The organism is Bacteroides sp. 1001302B_160321_D4 (assembly GCF_015667765.1).
Lineage (GTDB): Bacteria > Bacteroidota > Bacteroidia > Bacteroidales > Bacteroidaceae > Bacteroides > Bacteroides xylanisolvens.
Window position 1 is genome coordinate 15,775 of sequence record NZ_JADPLO010000019.1, and the last position, 17,700, is coordinate 33,474.

The window sequence follows — 17,700 nt, forward strand, 5'->3', positions numbered from 1 at the left end:
CTTCCTTTCCTCTAATAGAAAAGTTCCTTTGGGTTAAATGTAAACTGTAAACGGAAGTTTTGTTTTTATAAATGCAACTTGCGTTTATAAAAATGAAAGTTCTGTTTTTATAATCAAAACTTTCATTTATAGTTTGCTATTACACAAAGGTAAGTTATCTGTTCGTCAAAAGCAAGTTTATCAGTAATAAAAAATAATTTATTTGTTAATAGACTGGGAGAGAAGTAATAATGAATGAGATAAAGAGCAATGATGGACTGATTCTGAAAGGTAGTTGATTGATTTAGTCAGGTTGAGAGAGTGTTTGTCTTATCTCTTTTCTGTATTTGGATGAAAGATTCCTTTGCATATCTTTGTGTTTATAATAAAAAATCATACATTTGTGAACAAAGTCTGTAGTGATGGACTTTTATATATTTATTTAAAGAAGAAATTGTAAGAAGCGTTGTGCTTCATTCTTGTTTCTGAAAACCTAGGAAATTTTCAAAACGTACAAGAATGGCATAGTCGGTTCTCACGTCGTATAGGCGTGGGTCTGCTGTTTTTCATTTGTACGTTTGGGTTTTCCTAGGACCTTCAGAAACAAGTGATAGCACGCAGTTCCGCTTTCTGTTTTTTTGTAATATTCCGGGGGGACGCGGAATACAAATTTTTTTGAAATGATGAAACTAAAGAAAAGCTTATTTTTAGCTTTATTGACCATTGGCGTAGCAATGGCAAGTTGCAGTGATGGAGACGACGAATCTTTAAAAACAATTGAACTGACTGGAGGTACACAAACCACACAAACAGTCTTTGCCGACGAAACGACCCTAAACAACGGTATCAAATTCATAGCTACCGAAGTATGGACGGCTACTATTACCGAAGTGGATGCTTTCCCCGTTTCTATTACAGAGTATTATAATGTGGCTATGTCAAATGAACAAACTGATTGGGTAAAAGACAATATATATAGAATCACATACAATAAATAAACCGGGAATATTATGAAAAAATTGCCAGCGGAGCACCAATAAAAAATATCCGTAAATATTCACTTCTATCTACAGAATGATTCATACGAAGCAAATAATCAATCATTGGCTTCTATGACAAAACTATACTTCCGAACCGCTTTTAGCGGTTCGGATTTTTTGTTCACCCAGTATGGGTGTATTCTAACTGGGGCAAGTCCTGAATTATTCCTGAGATAAAAATGGAATAAAAGGTTGTTTATTATCGCATAAACTTTATATTTGTGAGTGAATTTAAAAATATGAAAAATGCTGGTCCTGACAAATCTATTATAATATGCAGAACGATATACATATATTAGTTATACGGTTTAAAAATGAAATTTCTTTGTTGGAAATACCGTTTTTCAGAGGTGCAATTCTTCATGCTTTGCACGGTGAAGCGAATGTATTATTTCATAATCATGTTGACGAATCATCATTTCGCTATTCTTATCCGTTGATACAATATAAAAGGATTCAGGGAAAAGCGGCTATTGTTTGTTTGAAAGAAGGAACGGAAGCTATTGGTCAATTTTTTTCAGAAGGAACTTTTACTTTTAATCTAGGCAATCGCTATGTGAAAATGGAATTAGGATCCGTATTGTCTAGAAAATGCTTGGTTCAGACATGGAACTCAATGTTTAAGTATCGTATTCGTAGATGGATACCTCTTAATTCGGAAAATTACCAGAGATATAAAGCAATGGAAGGCATTTCAGAAAAGATTTCTTTTTTGGAGAGTATTCTGATAGCCAATCTTTTGTCTTTTTCGAAAGGGATAGGGGTTTATGTGGAGAAAGAAATTCAGTGTAAGCTGACATCCTTGTATGATCCTTTCTTGGTTAAAAATAAGGGCATTAAACTAATGGCATTTGATATTGAGTTTGTTACTAATATGTCTTTACCTGATTATATTGGTATCGGAAAAAATGCTAGCATTGGCTATGGAGTCGTCACTCATGTACGTAATGAAACAATAATGATAAATAAATGAAAACAATGAGAGAACATATTTATTTAGCTGCTTTGCTGCATGATATAGGAAAGTTCTATCAGCGAGCAGATACCGGTTCTGTGAAAACAAGTAGATACTTGAAGGAACATTGTAAGGATGAAAGTTCTTTTTGTCCTTTGTTTAACGGACGTTATTCTCATAAACACGTTTTATGGACAGCGCAATTTATAGATGAATATAGATCGGTTTTTCAGAAATTGGTAAAAGAGGACTTTGATGATTGGACGAATAAAAATAATCTGATAAATTTGGCTGCCGGACATCATTTGTCAAATGAGCAGCTATCAGAATGGGGATCACTGATTAAGGAAGCTGATTGTCTTTCTTCCGGTATGGATAGAAATTCGGAGATTGCATTGCGAGACGAACAGGATGAGAATACGAATTGGGATGCTTTCAAGAAGAAACGGATGATTTCAGTCTTAGAAACCGTCGGATTGTCTAAGGCGGAATTGGAGAATGAAAAATGTCAATGGCATTATTTACCTGTAGAAAGTCTTTCTTTGCACAAAAGATGTTTTCCGCAGTCAGGTAAATCGGAGGGTGATCCTGATTATTCGAAACTGTGGGGGCAGTTTCTGAATGAATTTAAATTTATTCAGGCGAACACTTATCATGCATTCTCTGAAACTCTTTTAAATCTTTTGTTTAAATATACAACTTGTATTCCTGCCAGTACCATCAATTTTCCAGATGTGTCTTTGTACGATCATTTGAAGACGACCGCTGCGTTGGCTGTATGTTTGTATGATGTTCGACAGTCTGAGGAAAAACCGGAAAATCCTTTTTTGTTGATAGGAGCGGATTTGAGTGGCATACAATCTTACATTTATCAGGTTGTCTCTAAATATGCTGGTAAGAATTTGAAAGGACGTTCTTTCTATTTGCGTATACTGTCCGATTCTATTGTTCGCTTTTTGTTGAAAGAATTAGGGTTGTTTCAGGCAAATGTTGTTTATAATTCTGGTGGAGGATTTTATATGATTGCGCCTGATACTACAGCAACGAAAACCAGATTAGAAAAAGCCGTGAAGAAGATTGAACAGCAGTTGTTTAAAATACATGGGACCGCATTGTTTGTGGCTATTGATAGTGTCTCTGTGTCTAAGGATGCGTTGATTCATGCTTCTGGAGAAAATCTGCAAAAAGTGTGGAAAGAGTTGTTTGAAAAACGGGAACAGAAAAAATGCGCTAAATTTGCATCACAAATAGAAGAACATTATGAGGCGTTCTTTATGCCTATTGAACATGATGATACTGTAGGACGAGATGTCGTGACAGGAGAAGACTTCTTGCCAGGTGAAAAATATGTGTCGGAAGGAGAATTGAAGCCGCTGAAGCAAATAACAAAAGATCAGATTGTATTGGGGCGTGTTTTGAGGGAATCTGAAATAATGGTTATCTCGACAGAACCGATTGCCTACTGGGCAGATAAGAAAATGATAGAACCTGGTGGTTTGGGTTTTCATTATTATTTCCTTCAGAAAGAAGACTTGTATGCGATGCAGAAGCAACTTCGTGCTTCTGCTGATAAGGTTTCTGTTATCACGTTGAACGGGAAAAATGGGAATTGCGATTTTATGAGCAAAATTGACGGAATCAATAACATTTACGGTTTGGAATTCTACGGTGGAAATGAAATAGGAGAGAAGGAAATGCCAACATTTGAGGATATGTGTAACAAGCACATAGCGAAAGATGCTTTCAAAAGATTGGGCGTTTTGCGAATGGATGTAGATAATTTGGGCCAAATTTTCCAACAGGGAATCCTTCCGGAGCGAGCAACCTTGTCAAGATATGCTGCATTAAGTCGTTCGTTTGATTATTTCTTTTCTGGATACCTGAATACAATTTGGAAAGAGAATTTTCCTGAGCAATCCTTTATTATATATAGTGGTGGTGATGATGTCTTTATTGTAGGTAGTTGGGAAATTACGATTAAAATAGCAGAACGTATACGTGGTGATTTCAAACAGTTTACCTGCGAAAATCCAGTATTCTCGCTATCGGGGGGGATTGCTATTGTTTCTCCCAAATTCCCCATCATGAAAGGTGCGGAAGAGAGCGATGGAGAAGAAAAAAGGGCTAAAGGACATCAAAACTTCGGACAGACGAAAAATTCGGTTTCATTTATGGGTATGCCTTTGAATTGGGAACGTGAATTTCCGCAGGTACAATCTTTGAAGGATGAAATAGTAGCAGCCAATGCAAAGAACCAGTTGCCTAAATCTTTCATATCAAAAATTTTAAGTCATTTGGCCAATGCGGAAATGGAAAATCATAAAATAAAAGCCATAAAGACTTATTGGATGATAACTTATGATTTAAGCCGAATGTGCAGTCGCATATCGGATCTATTAGTGAGAAATATGATTAATTGTTGTAAAACAGAAGTTTGTACAAACAACGGATCACTGAACGGACAACCGATAGAGACTGATTATCATTTGTTGGAACTATGGGCAATGGCATGTCGGTGGGCAGAATTAGAGATTAGACAGAAAAGTAGTAATAACGTTTAAATAATAAATTTATGATGGGAGACAATTATCAAAAAACGAAAAAATATTCATCGGATAGGCAAGGTGGATATTCAAATGAGAATCAAGCTGCGGATCCTAAATACATATTTGAGAGTGCGGGTTATAAGGCGGAGTGGATAACTAACGAAGCGGATGCCCTATTGCCGGAATTTGCGGATAAAATGGGGAAATATATGGCTGATAATAAATTGACTAATTCAAAGATTCGTAGTATCTATGGAGAAATCAAGCGCATTCAAATGGGCGAATTTGAAAAAGAAAAAGCCTCTTTTTATTTATTGAAGCCTAAAGTCGCTTATGCTTTAGGGCGGGATAACAAAAATAAGGGTTTACAGTTGTTTAAATTCATCTTTGACAGGTCAGCCAAAGATGTGTCGGATCAAAAAACATATCATAATTTTTGCAACTTGTTGGAAGCTATTCTGGCTTATCACAAAGCGAATGGAGGAGATTGACTAATATAATTTAATACACTAGATCATGGCAACAATAAAATTGGAAAAGAAAATAGTTTATACCGGGATTATCACATTGAAGACCGGTTTACATATTGGTGGAACAAACGCGTCTTTGAATATAGGCGGTCCTGATAACTTTGTAGTACGCAATCCGATTGATAACATCCCATATATACCAGGAAGTTCGTTGAAAGGGAAGATGCGTGCTTTGGTAGAGATTCTAAATGGAGAAACGAATGGTGGTAAACCAACAAACAGAGTAGATACAAAGGCAGGTGCATTGTTTGGTGTCTCGGCTGATGCAGGTGGACATCCATCCCGTTTGATTGTACGAGATTCAGTGATGATTACGGAGCTGGACACAGAGGATGAATTGAATCTGTATGGATTAACTCGGAAAGATGTTCCAGATTTCAGCCATACGGATCTTCCCTATACGGAAAGTAAGACGGAGGTTGCGATAGATCGGATTACAGCAAAGGCAAATCCGCGTACGTTCGAGCGTGTTCCGGCAGGTGCCCAGTTCAAACTGAATATGGTTCTGAATGTTTTTGAAGGAGAAGATGAATCTTCTTTAAAAGCAACAGTGGTTCAAGCCATTAGTCTTTTGGAAGATGATTATTTGGGAGGAAACGGGTCACGTGGCTATGGACAGGTTTCGGTAAAAATAGTAAAGGAAGAATTTAAAACGTATTGATCATGGCTACGTTTACCGTTATAAAAATGACTCATTTTTCTCCTTTGCATATCGGTACGGGAAAGGAAAACTATGATTTTTCGGCTTCTGACTTACATTCGGATACTCTTTTATCTGCTTTAGCGGCAATGAGGGTGCAGATGGGGCAGACGGAGAATTTAGAATCTTTTCTTTCTTCTTTTCTGTTGAGCTCAGCTTTTCCTTTTTATGAGAACCGTTATTTTCTTCCTAAAATGCAGGGAAAAATAAAGATTGTCGTGAAAGGAAAAGCGGAATCTGAATATCGGAAGAGTTTGAAGAAAATTCACTATATAGAATCTGAACTTTGGCAAAAATTGTCGAGAGGAGAAACGTTGGAGTTAGAAACCATCCAACAGATTCAAGGAGATTTGTTGTTGAAGAAAGAAGATGGTATTTCTGTGTGTAAATCGCAAGTAAGCGAAAGGGTTAGTGTATCCAGAGCTTCAGAAGATGCTGAACCTTTCTTTTTTGATTGGAAATTCTTTGACCGAAAAGCCGGATTGTACTGTTTGACAGATGCAAAGGGCGAATTGTTGGATGAAATAATCCAGTTGTTTATTCTTTTGGGAGAGACGGGATTGGGAACGGACAAAAATATAGGAGGAGGAAAATTCTCTGTTGAAACAAGTACTCTTTCTATTGAAAGTGTCAGAGATGCAAATGCTATGCAATTGTTGTCTTTATATATTCCGACAAAAGATGAAACCGAGTTTTTGAATTTGTCACAATCAAAGTATACGTTGTTATTACGTGGTGGATATATGGCAGGAAGCCGGGAAGAGAGTCTGCGCCATTTGCGTAAGAAATCTATATATGCGTTTGGTGTAGGTTCGGTATTTCTCACTACTCAGCCATTAAAAGGCAAGATTGTGGATTTGCGACCCAATTGGAATGACGAGCGGATGCATACGGTTTTGCGCAGTGGACGTCCATTTTGCTTACCTGTTAAATTGAATTAGCTATGAGTCAAATAACAATAAAAACCTTGACATCCGTCCATATTGGTTCGGGAGAGACGTTTCAATATGGAAATGATTTTGTTCGGGGAAAAGATGCGGATGGTGATTTAATCATAGGCATTGTAGAACCAAAACAAGTATTGGCACTAATTGGAGAAAAAAATCTGGACGCATGGGTAACAGCGATTGATGGGGGACGTTCTACGGACCAAATAGTGAAGCAGTATGCTCCCTCAGCGAAACTTGAACAGTATTCTCGTCGTATCATCTTGTCATGGGCAAATGAGATAAAGCCGACAGATACGTTGAAAGAATATATTCATGACGGATTGGGTAGACCTTATATTCCGGGTAGTTCTATAAAAGGAGCGATTCGAACGGCAGTTTTGGCAAGTTGTTGCAAAGAAAGAGACAATTTGGAACAATATGCTAGAAATAAATCAGGCAAAGTGACAGCAAAAATAATAGAACAAAAGTTCTTTGGAAAGGATGCTAATTCTGATGTGTTTCGTTTCTTGCATGTTGGTGATGCTTTTTTCGGGAAAAATTATGAGGCGGCTGTTCGCATGGTGAATATTAATGAGCGAGAGAAAGCCGGTTTCTGGGATATGACGAAGTCACAATTGCTGGAGGTGTTGTCTCCAGATGATGAAGCGATTTTTGAATTGAGGTTGAAAACCGAACTTTATGAGAGAGCAAAAGTTGCTACCGCTTTGTTGCCTGAGTGTATGCATACATTGCCTGAATTGTTTCAAACGATTAATCAGTATACAAAGAATTTGATAAAACAAGAAATCTCATACTGGATGGAACGGCAAGACAAAGATGATAGCGGTAAAGTGGATGACTATTTGGAAAGAATGAGACAACTATTGGCGGAAGTAGAGCAATGTCAGATTGGTAAGGAGTGTGTTTTGCGTGTAGGGGCTGGATCCGGTTGGCGTTTTATAACCGGTGCTTGGACTGAAAATTGGAGAACTTTTGAAACAACAGTTGTTCCTGCGGCTCGTCGTAACAATCAAAGATATACGCAATTTCATTTTCCAAAAACAAGGCGTGTTGATGAAGAGTGTGATGTACTTGGATTTGTTAAACTGTCAATACTAACTGAATAATGGCTCATATTCATATTTCTTTAATCGGTGGTCAATCTTATCCTGTGTATTTAGGTATTGCAGATCTGAATCCGGATGGGATTATATTGATTCATTCTTCTCAGTCAAGAGAAGAAGCGGAACGTATACAACAAGAGATTGATGCTCCTACTCATTTGCTGGAATTTGATCCTGTTGATATTCAGAGCATCTATCATCAGTTGGAAAAGAACTTTACACGACTTTCTTCAGATGATATTTATACGGTTAATATAACCGGTGGAACTAAATTATGGTCTATAGCTTTTTATGAATATTTTAAGCGATATTCCAATGCCAAACTGATTTATATCGATCAAAATAATTGTGTCTGCAATCTTGTGACTTTGGAGAAGTATCAATCTGTTGTTTCGTTTGATACCGATTCTGTGCTCCGTTTGAATGGAACGAAAGCAGAATCCTATTTGTTATATCAAGATTATACAGAGGCTGATAAAAACTGTATTAATAGAATCAAAAAACTTCGTCGTCATTCTTATGAAAAATTTAATGCTTTTTCTATTCCAAATAAAAAATGGGAGAATGAGTTGAAACAAAAGAAGTTGGGCAGTTGGAGTCTGGAAGACGGTAGTCAGATAGAATGGGACAAGGAAACAACAACAATCAAGATATTGCTGATAAATAATAAATCAGAAAAATTGAACGATACGCTGACTTCCCAGCATATATTTAATTTGTTTTTTCATACAGGTTGGTTTGAATATGAAGTTGCGAGTCTGCTTTCTACATGGCAATATGCAAAGGAAATACGCATGAATGTCAAGTTCCCTTATAATGCAGAGCGGAATCCGAAGAATGAGATTGATTTGATTGTAAATACGGGCAATCGCCTTTTGTTTGTGGAATGTAAAACGCAGATAAACGACATTACAGACATTGATAAATTCAGAACTGCTGTGAAAAATTATGGTGGCATGGCCTGCAAAGCTTTATTTGTGACCTATGCTCGAATGAAGGAGACTGCTGCGGAGAAATGTGAAGACAGTGGCATTTCATCATTTAGTATTCAAGACTGTAACCAATCTTTTTTTAGTATTCAAGAGATGTTGCATCTAAAGTTGGAACAAGAATTATTTGCTATTAATAAAAAATAGAAATCGTAACAAATTATGAATCGAAAAGTCTTTATATCTGTGCTTGGAACAGGTTTTTATAGCTCTTGTAGTTATGTAAAAGGTGATTTCATCTCTTCGGAAACTCGTTTTGTACAACAAGCCACTATGGAGTACGTGGATATTGCTCATTGGGGTGTGGACGATGCAGTCTTCATTTTATTGACGGATGGCTCCCGAAAGAATAATTGGGATATGGAGATTACTTCTAGAAAAAACTTTCGGACGAATGAAGTAGAATCTTATAAAAGTTTGCAAGCTGTTTTGAAAGAAATGAATTTGCCTTGTCTGGTTCATGACATTTCCATCCCTGATGGAAAAAATGAAGAAGAAATGTGGCAGATTTTTACGAAACTTTTCGATGTATTAGATAGCGGTGATGAATTATATTTTGATTTGACTCACAGTTTCCGTTATCTTCCAATGCTGATTTTGGTTTTTGGAAATTATGCAAAGTTTTTAAAAGATACAACCGTGAAGCATATATCTTATGGTAATTATGAAGCGCGTGATTTGCTAATGAATCAGGCTCCCATCATTGATTTATTACCTTTGGTTGCTTTACAGGAGTGGACTTTTGCAGCTGCAAACTTTAAGAACTTCGGAAAAATGGGAGATTTGACTACTTCTATTGTTTCTGTTACCAATCGTTGGTCCATAGCGACCAAGCAAGAAAGAAGAGTAAAAGAGTCAATCATAAACTTAAAGAATAATATCAATGAATTTGAAAAACGTATAGTGACTTGCAGAGGACGTGAACTGCTAAAAGGAGACGCTGTGAATGCTGTCAAACAGCATATCGATATGGCGTTAGACAGTAGTTTCCCTCAACCTATAAAGGAAATCTTGCGAAGTCTGAAAGATGGGATTATGCAGTTCTCTAATGAATCGGTTGATAATTTGCGATATGCTATCAATTGGTGCATTAAATATAATATGGTGCAGCAAGCATATACTTTGGGACAAGAATCTATAATCACTATTTTGTGCGAAAAAATGAAGGCTGTTAATCCATTCGCTCCTACAGAGGAAAAAGAATTCCGTAGCTATATAGCTGCTATTTTAGGAATTAATGTAAAATACGTGAATGATGAGAAAGAATGGAACATAACATTAACCCGACATCGTTTATTAAGTAGAGCTTTCTTTTCATTAGAATGGGTAAAGCAATTGCGGAAACCGTATGGGAAAATGACAACGAATAGAAATCAGATTAATCATGCCGGTTTTTTGGGTACAGTCAGTGCAACGCTGATTATTAAACAACTTCAGGAAACAATAGAGGCCTGTTTTTCAATACTCGATCAGTCGTTGGAAATGCCGACCGTACCAAAAATGGGTGAGAAATTATTGATAAATTTGTCTAATCATCCTTCTGCTTTGTGGGAACAGAAACAACGAGATGCTGCTGAAGTCTATGGTGAATGTGTCGACTTACCTTTTCCGAATATAGAATCATCTTATGATGAAATAGAGATAGAACGCTTGGCGAAGGAATATTTTGATAAAATCCAAAAAATGAGAGGTGACCGTCAATTAACTGTTCATGTGATGGGGGAATTTACTTTTTCTTGTTCGCTAATTGAAAAGTTGCGCAAAAATGGCATTAAATGTATTGCTTCTTGTGCCGAACGGCAGGTTGAAATTGTGGGTAATAGTATAAAGCAAGTTGTTTTCAATTTTGAACGTTTTAGAGAATATGGCTGCAAATAAGAAAATCATACTGAAAGATGGGCAGCAGCGGGCTTTTGAGTTGTTGCAGGATTTTATTCGCAATAAGGATAAGAAAGTTTTTATTCTGAAAGGATATGCGGGTACTGGTAAAACTACGATGATGAAAGTTCTGATAGAAGAGTTGAAACGTCGAAATTTGCACTTTTCCTTATTAGCTTCTACGGGTAGGGCTGCAAAAATTCTGAGTAACACAACTGGTCAACAAGCTGCAACTGTACATGGTACAATCTATAAATACAATGATTTGAATCAAAATCTGGAAGAATTGATCCAACAACGAGAGGCAAAAGGGGGTGATTCTGGCGGACAGTTGTTGCTTAATTTTGAGTTGAATCCGGTTTCTCATACAAAAAGGACTGAAGAGTGGTATTACATTGTGGACGAAGCCTCTATGATTTCTGATAAAGAAGATGCTACAGCCGTGCAGGCTTCATTTGGAAGCGGAAGATTGTTGAAAGATTTGTTGGATTATGATTCGAAGGGTAAATTTCTGTTTGTAGGTGATGCTTGTCAACTTCCACCTATCTCTCAAAAGGTGTCTCCGGCATTATCTCTTCAGTATTTTAGGGATGTTTTCTCTATATTAGCATCAGAAGTCGAATTGACTGAAATCGTGCGGCAAGACAAAGGAAACGATATTGTACTCTCCTCTCAAAAAATAAGGCGTTTGTATGCTAATCCACAGCCGTGGAAGTGGGCGAAATTTCCATTTCGTGGTTGTAAAAACATACATATTGTAAATAGTCAGGTAGAATTGATACAACTGTATATACAGCGGATAAAGAAGAAAGGTCTGAATAACTCTACCCTGTTGTGTTATTCTAATCGGCAGTGTGATACGATTACTCAAATCGTTCGTCCATCCTTAAATATAAACAGTGCTGAGTTGGCTATTGGTGATTTATTGTTGGTGACGCAAAATAACTATATATCTGGATTGATGAATGGTGATTTGGTTGTTGTAGAATCTGTAACTCATAAAGAAGTGCGAGCTGGATTGACGTTTTTGAATGTGACGGTAAAAGAACTGTTCACGGAGAAAAGCTATTCACAACTGATGATTGCGGATATTTTATATCAGAATCAGATAAATCTTTCGCAAATCCAACAAAAAGAATTGTTTATAGATTTTTATAAACGAATGAAACTGAGAGGTATTCGGCAGGGAAAGGATGAATTTAATCGGCAGATGATGCAGGATCCTTACTTGAATGCTTTGAGGGCTGTGTTTGGTTATACGTTAACTTGCCACAAGGCACAGGGTGGAGAATGGGAATACGTGTTTCTTGATATTCCTCGTTCGGTACCTTGTATTGAAAAGCCTTATGTATATCAATGGATATATACGGCGATGACACGTGCTAAGCAAGAATTGTATATTGTAGATGATTTTTGGGTAATTTAAAAAAATAGAAGATGGAACTGGTCTTGAATACATTTGGAACTTCTCTTAATCGTGATAATGAAGGTTTTGTTGTCACTCATAAAGATGGCAGACAGCGGATTCCTGTAGCTGGAATAAAGTCGATACAGATTAGTCGAGGAGCTCAGATCACAAGCGATGCAGTAATGCTTGCTATAGAGCATGAAATAGAAGTGCTGTTTATGGATAAGTCCGGTATGCCGATTGGGCGAATCTGGAGTCCTAGGTATGGTTCTGTATCTACCATTCGTAAAGGACAGTTGAATTTCACGTTTTCTAACGATGCCTTGCAATGGATTAAGGAGATTATTCGTCGTAAAATAGAGAACCAACAAGCTTTGTTGTTGATGATGCGGACAGATAATGTAGCTATCAATCGGAAACGTGAAAAAAATATAGCTCGTTTGGAAGACTATCGAACGAAAATCACTTCTTTGAACGGTGAAATCGTTTCAGATGTGGCAGCTCAACTGAGAGGGTGGGAAGGCGTAGCTTCAAAGATTTATTTTGAAACACTGAACGATTTGATTCCTGAAGAATACCGTTTTGAAATGCGTACTCAACATCCGGCTATGGATGTGGTAAATGCTTTTTTGAACTATGGATATGGTGTATTGTATGGAAAAATAGAAGGTGCTTTGATAAAAGCGGGAATTGACCCTTATATCGGAATTTTGCATAGAGATGATTATAATCGTCCAGTATTGGTCTATGATGTGATAGAACTTTATCGGATTTGGGTAGATTATGTCGTGTATAGTTTGGTTGTACAGCAAGTAGTAACGGATGAATATTATTCGGTTCGTGAAGATGGCTCTTATTGGTTAGAATCATTGGGACGGCGTGTTCTTATTCAATCTTTGAATGATTATTTGGATGAGATAATCACTGTAAAAGGGGTAAATCGCTCGCGTTTGACTCAGATTCAACTTTATGCGCAGGATTTGGCACAATTGTTTAAAAAATATGAATAGTATATGTTATCTGCAGGAGTAAATCTTTTGAGAGATTCGGATACGCTCAGGAAAGTCACAGTTGATTATTTATATCATAGCCTTCGGAATCCGAAAGAGGAAGTGAAATCTCGTATTCATCAGTTGCGTGTTGTGAGGAGTTTGGACGAAAAACAATATAAAGTTTTGAAACGTGAACTTCCATATATTGTATGTGGAATGTTCAATCCTCCTTATCGGCGAACAGAGAACTTTGCTTATACTGAATATTTTATAGTTGATATAGATCATATATCTGAAAAAGGGTTGAATCTGGGTGTGGTTCGCGATCAGGTGGAACGGGACGAAAGGGTTGTGCTTTCTTTTTTATCTCCGAGTGAGGATGGATTGAAAGTATTGTTTCGTTTGAAGGAACGTTGTTATGATGCAGGAATTTATTCTTTGTTCTATAAAGCATTTTTGTTGGCTTTTTCAAAGCAATATCATTTGGAACAGGTGATTGACGAACGTACTTGTGATGTATGCCGAGCCTGTTTTATAAGCATTGATCCGTATGCTTATTATTGTTCGGAATCAATTCCGGTAGACATGAGCACTTATCTGTCAGTTTCGGATACTACTTCTATGTTCGATTTGAAACATGAGTTGGAACAACAGGTAAAAAAAGAAAAGATAACAGTTGTGTCACCGGATGAAAAGATAAAAGATCCGGATCAAGAAACTATAAATCGAATAAAACAATTATTGCAACCTCAGTTGAAACAGAAATTGCAAAATAAGAAAGTCCCTTATGTGCCTGAATGTTTGGATGATATAATAAACGATTTGAAAAAATATATAGAAAAAACGGGACTGATCGTTTACGAAATAATGAATATTCAGTATGCTAAAAAGATTCGTTGTAAAATGGGTGTACGTTTGGGCGAAATCAATTTGTTTTATGGTAAGCGTGGCTTTAGTGTTGTTCAGTCCCCTCGTAGTGGAACATCAGATGAATTGAATAGACTATTGGCTGATTTGATAACATCTTACTTATTGACTAACGAAATGATTTAATTGGTATATGGGAAAGAGTAAAAAGAAAGAATTGACATTTCCACAGAAGATGAATAAATTGATGCATGCAGGCGTAGATAATAACCTGATGATTTATAATCGTCAACACGATCTTTCTTCTATTGAAAGTTTAGACGAACGTATCAAACGGGTGATAGGCTTACTAAATGTTCCTAAAAAAAAATCATTGAATATGTTATTTTTTGTCATGTACGATATAGAAAGTAATAAAGTACGTAATCAAGTTGCTAAGTACTTGTTGAGGAAAGGATGTTTTCGTGTTCAACGTTCTATTTTCTTGGCAGATTTGAATAATCAGGACTATGAGCAGATTCGTTCAGATTTATCAGAAGTGCAGGCTTGTTATGATAATCATGATAGCATTATGATCGTACCGATATCTACAGACTTTCTTCGTTCTATGAAGATTATTGGGAAGTCAATAGATATTGATATTATAATGAATTCTAAGAATACACTGTTTTTTTAGAATGTTTATGTTTTCGTTCTTTGAAATATTGTTTATCTTTGCAGGCTTTTAAAAAGAGAACTTTTTTCTTTTTTTAGGGTGACTCTTTTATGCTTTCTGTTGTTTTCTGTTGAAAATGACGTGATTATAATGATAACTCTCATAGAGTACTTCCAGTATAATAAGGATTAAGACTTCTTGAAGATAACGTGCAGCACTGACAACGGCTCATAGAGTACTTCCAGTATAATAAGGATTAAGACTAAACGCCAACATTTCCTGCCTCATACGTATCTAGTGTCTCATAGAGTACTTCCAGTATAATAAGGATTAAGACACCTCGGATAACACCACAGGCAAAGAAGAACTTACTCATAGAGTACTTCCAGTATAATAAGGATTAAGACCTTACTTCTTGATATATTGCCATGTTCACCTCACACTCATAGAGTACTTCCAGTATAATAAGGATTAAGACATCAGGTATCTTCTCAACCAAATTAGCAACATGGCTCTCATAGAGTACTTCCAGTATAATAAGGATTAAGACTTCATAATTATGTTGTCTTAAATGATTAAATAAAAACTCATAGAGTACTTCCAGTATAATAAGGATTAAGACTGTTCAGGAAATTGGAATCACTGTTGCTCTGTGCAACTCATAGAGTACTTCCAGTATAATAAGGATTAAGACACGGTCTTGCCGTCTCCAGTGGTGAATATTTCACCTACTCATAGAGTACTTCCAGTATAATAAGGATTAAGACTACGTAACTGGTTAGGCTGCACCCTCTGCATCACTCATAGAGTACTTCCAGTATAATAAGGATTAAGACCGACTTTTTCCATTGCATCTTTTTATTGAATTTAAACTCATAGAGTACTTCCAGTATAATAAGGATTAAGACCACATTAACATTTGCTCGTTCATGTCAGCCGACACCCGGCTCATAGAGTACTTCCAGTATAATAAGGATTAAGACCTCGCCGCTATTGTTTCTATATACTTCCATGATCTTCTCATAGAGTACTTCCAGTATAATAAGGATTAAGACTTCTTAGCACCTGCGTTAAATAACGCAATTAACGTCTCATAGAGTACTTCCAGTATAATAAGGATTAAGACGATATTAGCGTGTTTGCTTGTCCTCCTAGCCATTTTCTCATAGAGTACTTCCAGTATAATAAGGATTAAGACTCTGCTATTGGTATATATACATTCATCATTTAATGCTCATAGAGTACTTCCAGTATAATAAGGATTAAGACATCAAAGAAATTTTTATTTTCTTTGTGTGTGCAAGCTCATAGAGTACTTCCAGTATAATAAGGATTAAGACTTGCGCACCATATCGAGCGTACAACCTTCGGGCAATGTCTCATAGAGTAACTTCCAGCATAATAAGGATTAAGATGCAACATACTTGCTAAAATCAATCATAATTGTATAGCTCATAGAGTAACTTCCAGTATAATAAGGATTATGACATTGCATTGTTAATCTCTGACAAAGAAACAGCTTTCATAGAGTTGCTTCCAGTATAACCTAACCTTAAAATCCGCGACTTAATCTAATAAAACAACCTCTTTGGGCGGCATTTTTTTGCTGTAATGGATAATTTGTCAGTTTGATGACCGACCTTATATTATATAGTGAACAATTGGTTGATTTCTGCCACCAATAAAAAACGGTAAACCATTTGTGAGACGAATTACAACGTGTTTTTGTTTTGTATACGAAACAAAAATACTATATTTGTATTTTATATATAGAACAATACCAGATATGGACAAGGAACAAATAAAGCAGATAATTGGTGAAAATCAAGAGTTTGTCAAAGATATAACATTTATGGAACGTCCTTTTACTTTTGAGGATGCAGGTAATTATGTGTTTTTAGGTATTCGCCGGGCTGGAAAATCCTATTTGATGTATCAGCGGATACACCAACTTCTGAAAAAAGGGCATAAGATAGAAGAAATACTTTATATCAATTTTGAGGACGAGCGTTTTATCGGCTTGAAATCAGAAGAGTTGAACGATATAAAATTGGCATACGAAGAGACTTTCCCCTATCAGCCTATCTTCTTTTTGGATGAGATACAAGTTGTAGACGGGTGGGAAAAGTTCGTTCGTCGGTTGGTAGATAAAAAATATCGTGTATATGTGACTGGAAGTAATGCGAAGATGTTGAGTAGTGAGATTGCTACGACATTAGGCGGGCGTTTTCTTATTCAGGAGGTATATCCGTATTCTTTTCGTGAGTTTCTTCTTTCGCAGGATATAATCTTAAAAACAAACTGGCTTTATACTCCAAGTTTACGTAATGAAGTGGTGCGCACTTTTGATGCTTATTTTTATAATGGGGGATTTCCTGAATTGATAGCATTTAAAGATAAACGTTCTTGGTTGAGCGGGCTTTATCAGAAAATATTCTTTGGTGATCTGGTGGCCCGTTATGCACTACGTAATTCGGATTCGATGAGTTTGTTGGTGAAAAAACTTGCTGAAAGTGTCATGCAACCCTCTTCTTACAATCGACTTAAAAATATAGTATCTTCAGCGGGAGAGAGCGTGGGGGTGCGAACAGTTATTGACTATGTGGGATATTTGGAAGAAACTTGGCTGATATTCAGTATTGAAAATTATGCAGCTCGTTTTGCGGAAAGAGAGAGTAACCGGAAATACTATTTTATTGATAATGGCATTTTGAATCTGTTTATCTTTAATCCGGAAACTTTGTTGTTGGAGAATTTAGTAGCTGTCTCTTTATATAGAATGGTTGGAAAGGAGCTATATTTCTATAATCAAAATGTAGAAGTTGATTTTTATATCCCTGATCAGAAATGGCTTGTTCAAGCATCATATAATATTTCTGATACTCAAACTTTTACTCGTGAAGTAAATGGGCTTTTGAAAACAGCAAAGTTCTTAAAGGCGGAGAAGTTACAAATTGTGACTCGTAATGAAGAACGTACGGTGGAACAGGATGGTTTTACAATAGAGGTGATTCCCATTTGGAAATGGATGATAATGCTAGAGAATAAGTGACATCAGGGTAAAGTGGATGAGACAACAAAAAGAAAATTGGAAAAATAACTAATACA

Annotated in this window: 14 protein-coding genes and 1 CRISPR repeat array; all 14 genes read left to right on the top strand. The window is 36.4% G+C overall.

Annotated elements, in window-relative coordinates:
* Positions 1–659 precede the first annotated feature (659 nt).
* Positions 660–977, top strand: a complete 318-nt coding sequence (locus tag KFO40_RS09610) for a hypothetical protein (protein WP_157446493.1) — start codon at positions 660–662, stop codon at positions 975–977.
* A 316-nt stretch (positions 978–1,293) separates the two neighbouring features.
* Positions 1,294–1,992, top strand: a complete 699-nt coding sequence (locus KFO40_RS09615; protein ID WP_049703180.1) for a CRISPR-associated endonuclease Cas6 — start codon at positions 1,294–1,296, stop codon at positions 1,990–1,992.
* Between the two features lie 5 nt (positions 1,993–1,997).
* Positions 1,998–4,535, top strand: a complete 2,538-nt coding sequence (gene cas10, locus KFO40_RS09620) for a type III-A CRISPR-associated protein Cas10/Csm1 (protein ID WP_211146297.1) — start codon at positions 1,998–2,000, stop codon at positions 4,533–4,535.
* An 11-nt stretch (positions 4,536–4,546) separates the two neighbouring features.
* Entirely contained in the window at positions 4,547–5,011 is a 465-nt protein-coding gene (gene csm2 / locus KFO40_RS09625) for a type III-A CRISPR-associated protein Csm2 (RefSeq protein WP_053095323.1), read from the top strand.
* 25 nt (positions 5,012–5,036) lie between these two features.
* Positions 5,037–5,711 carry a type III-A CRISPR-associated RAMP protein Csm3 gene (gene csm3, locus KFO40_RS09630; protein WP_049703178.1) on the top strand — a complete coding sequence of 225 codons (675 nt, stop codon included), beginning with the start codon at positions 5,037–5,039 and terminating at the stop codon, positions 5,709–5,711.
* Positions 5,712–5,713: 2 nt separating this feature from the next.
* Complete coding sequence (gene csm4, locus KFO40_RS09635; protein ID WP_049703177.1) at positions 5,714–6,691, top strand: type III-A CRISPR-associated RAMP protein Csm4; 978 nt, start codon at positions 5,714–5,716, stop codon at positions 6,689–6,691.
* Between the two features lie 2 nt (positions 6,692–6,693).
* A complete protein-coding gene (gene csm5, locus KFO40_RS09640) occupies positions 6,694–7,806 on the top strand; it encodes a type III-A CRISPR-associated RAMP protein Csm5 (protein WP_195359231.1) in 1,113 nt (370 codons plus the stop codon).
* A complete protein-coding gene (locus KFO40_RS09645; protein WP_195359232.1) occupies positions 7,806–8,939 on the top strand; it encodes a Card1-like endonuclease domain-containing protein in 1,134 nt (377 codons plus the stop codon). The genes csm5 and KFO40_RS09645 overlap by 1 nt, the downstream gene beginning before the upstream one ends.
* A gap of 15 nt (positions 8,940–8,954) precedes the next feature.
* Entirely contained in the window at positions 8,955–10,670 is a 1,716-nt protein-coding gene (csx2, locus tag KFO40_RS09650) for a TIGR02221 family CRISPR-associated protein (protein ID WP_211146298.1), read from the top strand.
* A complete protein-coding gene (locus tag KFO40_RS09655; protein WP_211146299.1) occupies positions 10,657–12,096 on the top strand; it encodes an ATP-dependent RecD-like DNA helicase in 1,440 nt (479 codons plus the stop codon). The genes csx2 and KFO40_RS09655 overlap by 14 nt, the downstream gene beginning before the upstream one ends.
* 11 nt (positions 12,097–12,107) lie before the next feature.
* Positions 12,108–13,088 carry a CRISPR-associated endonuclease Cas1 gene (gene cas1 / locus KFO40_RS09660; RefSeq protein ID WP_049703172.1) on the top strand — a complete coding sequence of 327 codons (981 nt, stop codon included), beginning with the start codon at positions 12,108–12,110 and terminating at the stop codon, positions 13,086–13,088.
* Positions 13,089–13,091: 3 nt separating this feature from the next.
* Entirely contained in the window at positions 13,092–14,123 is a 1,032-nt protein-coding gene (locus tag KFO40_RS09665) for a CRISPR-associated primase-polymerase type B (protein WP_121959972.1), read from the top strand.
* A 7-nt stretch (positions 14,124–14,130) separates the two neighbouring features.
* Entirely contained in the window at positions 14,131–14,613 is a 483-nt protein-coding gene (gene cas2, locus KFO40_RS09670) for a CRISPR-associated endonuclease Cas2 (protein WP_211146300.1), read from the top strand.
* A 138-nt stretch (positions 14,614–14,751) separates the two neighbouring features.
* Positions 14,752–15,932: a CRISPR direct-repeat array (repeat unit 36 nt; unit sequence CTCATAGAGTACTTCCAGTATAATAAGGATTAAGAC).
* A gap of 446 nt (positions 15,933–16,378) precedes the next feature.
* Entirely contained in the window at positions 16,379–17,644 is a 1,266-nt protein-coding gene (locus KFO40_RS09675) for an ATP-binding protein (protein WP_087323051.1), read from the top strand.
* The last annotated feature ends 56 nt before the right edge of the window (positions 17,645–17,700 follow it).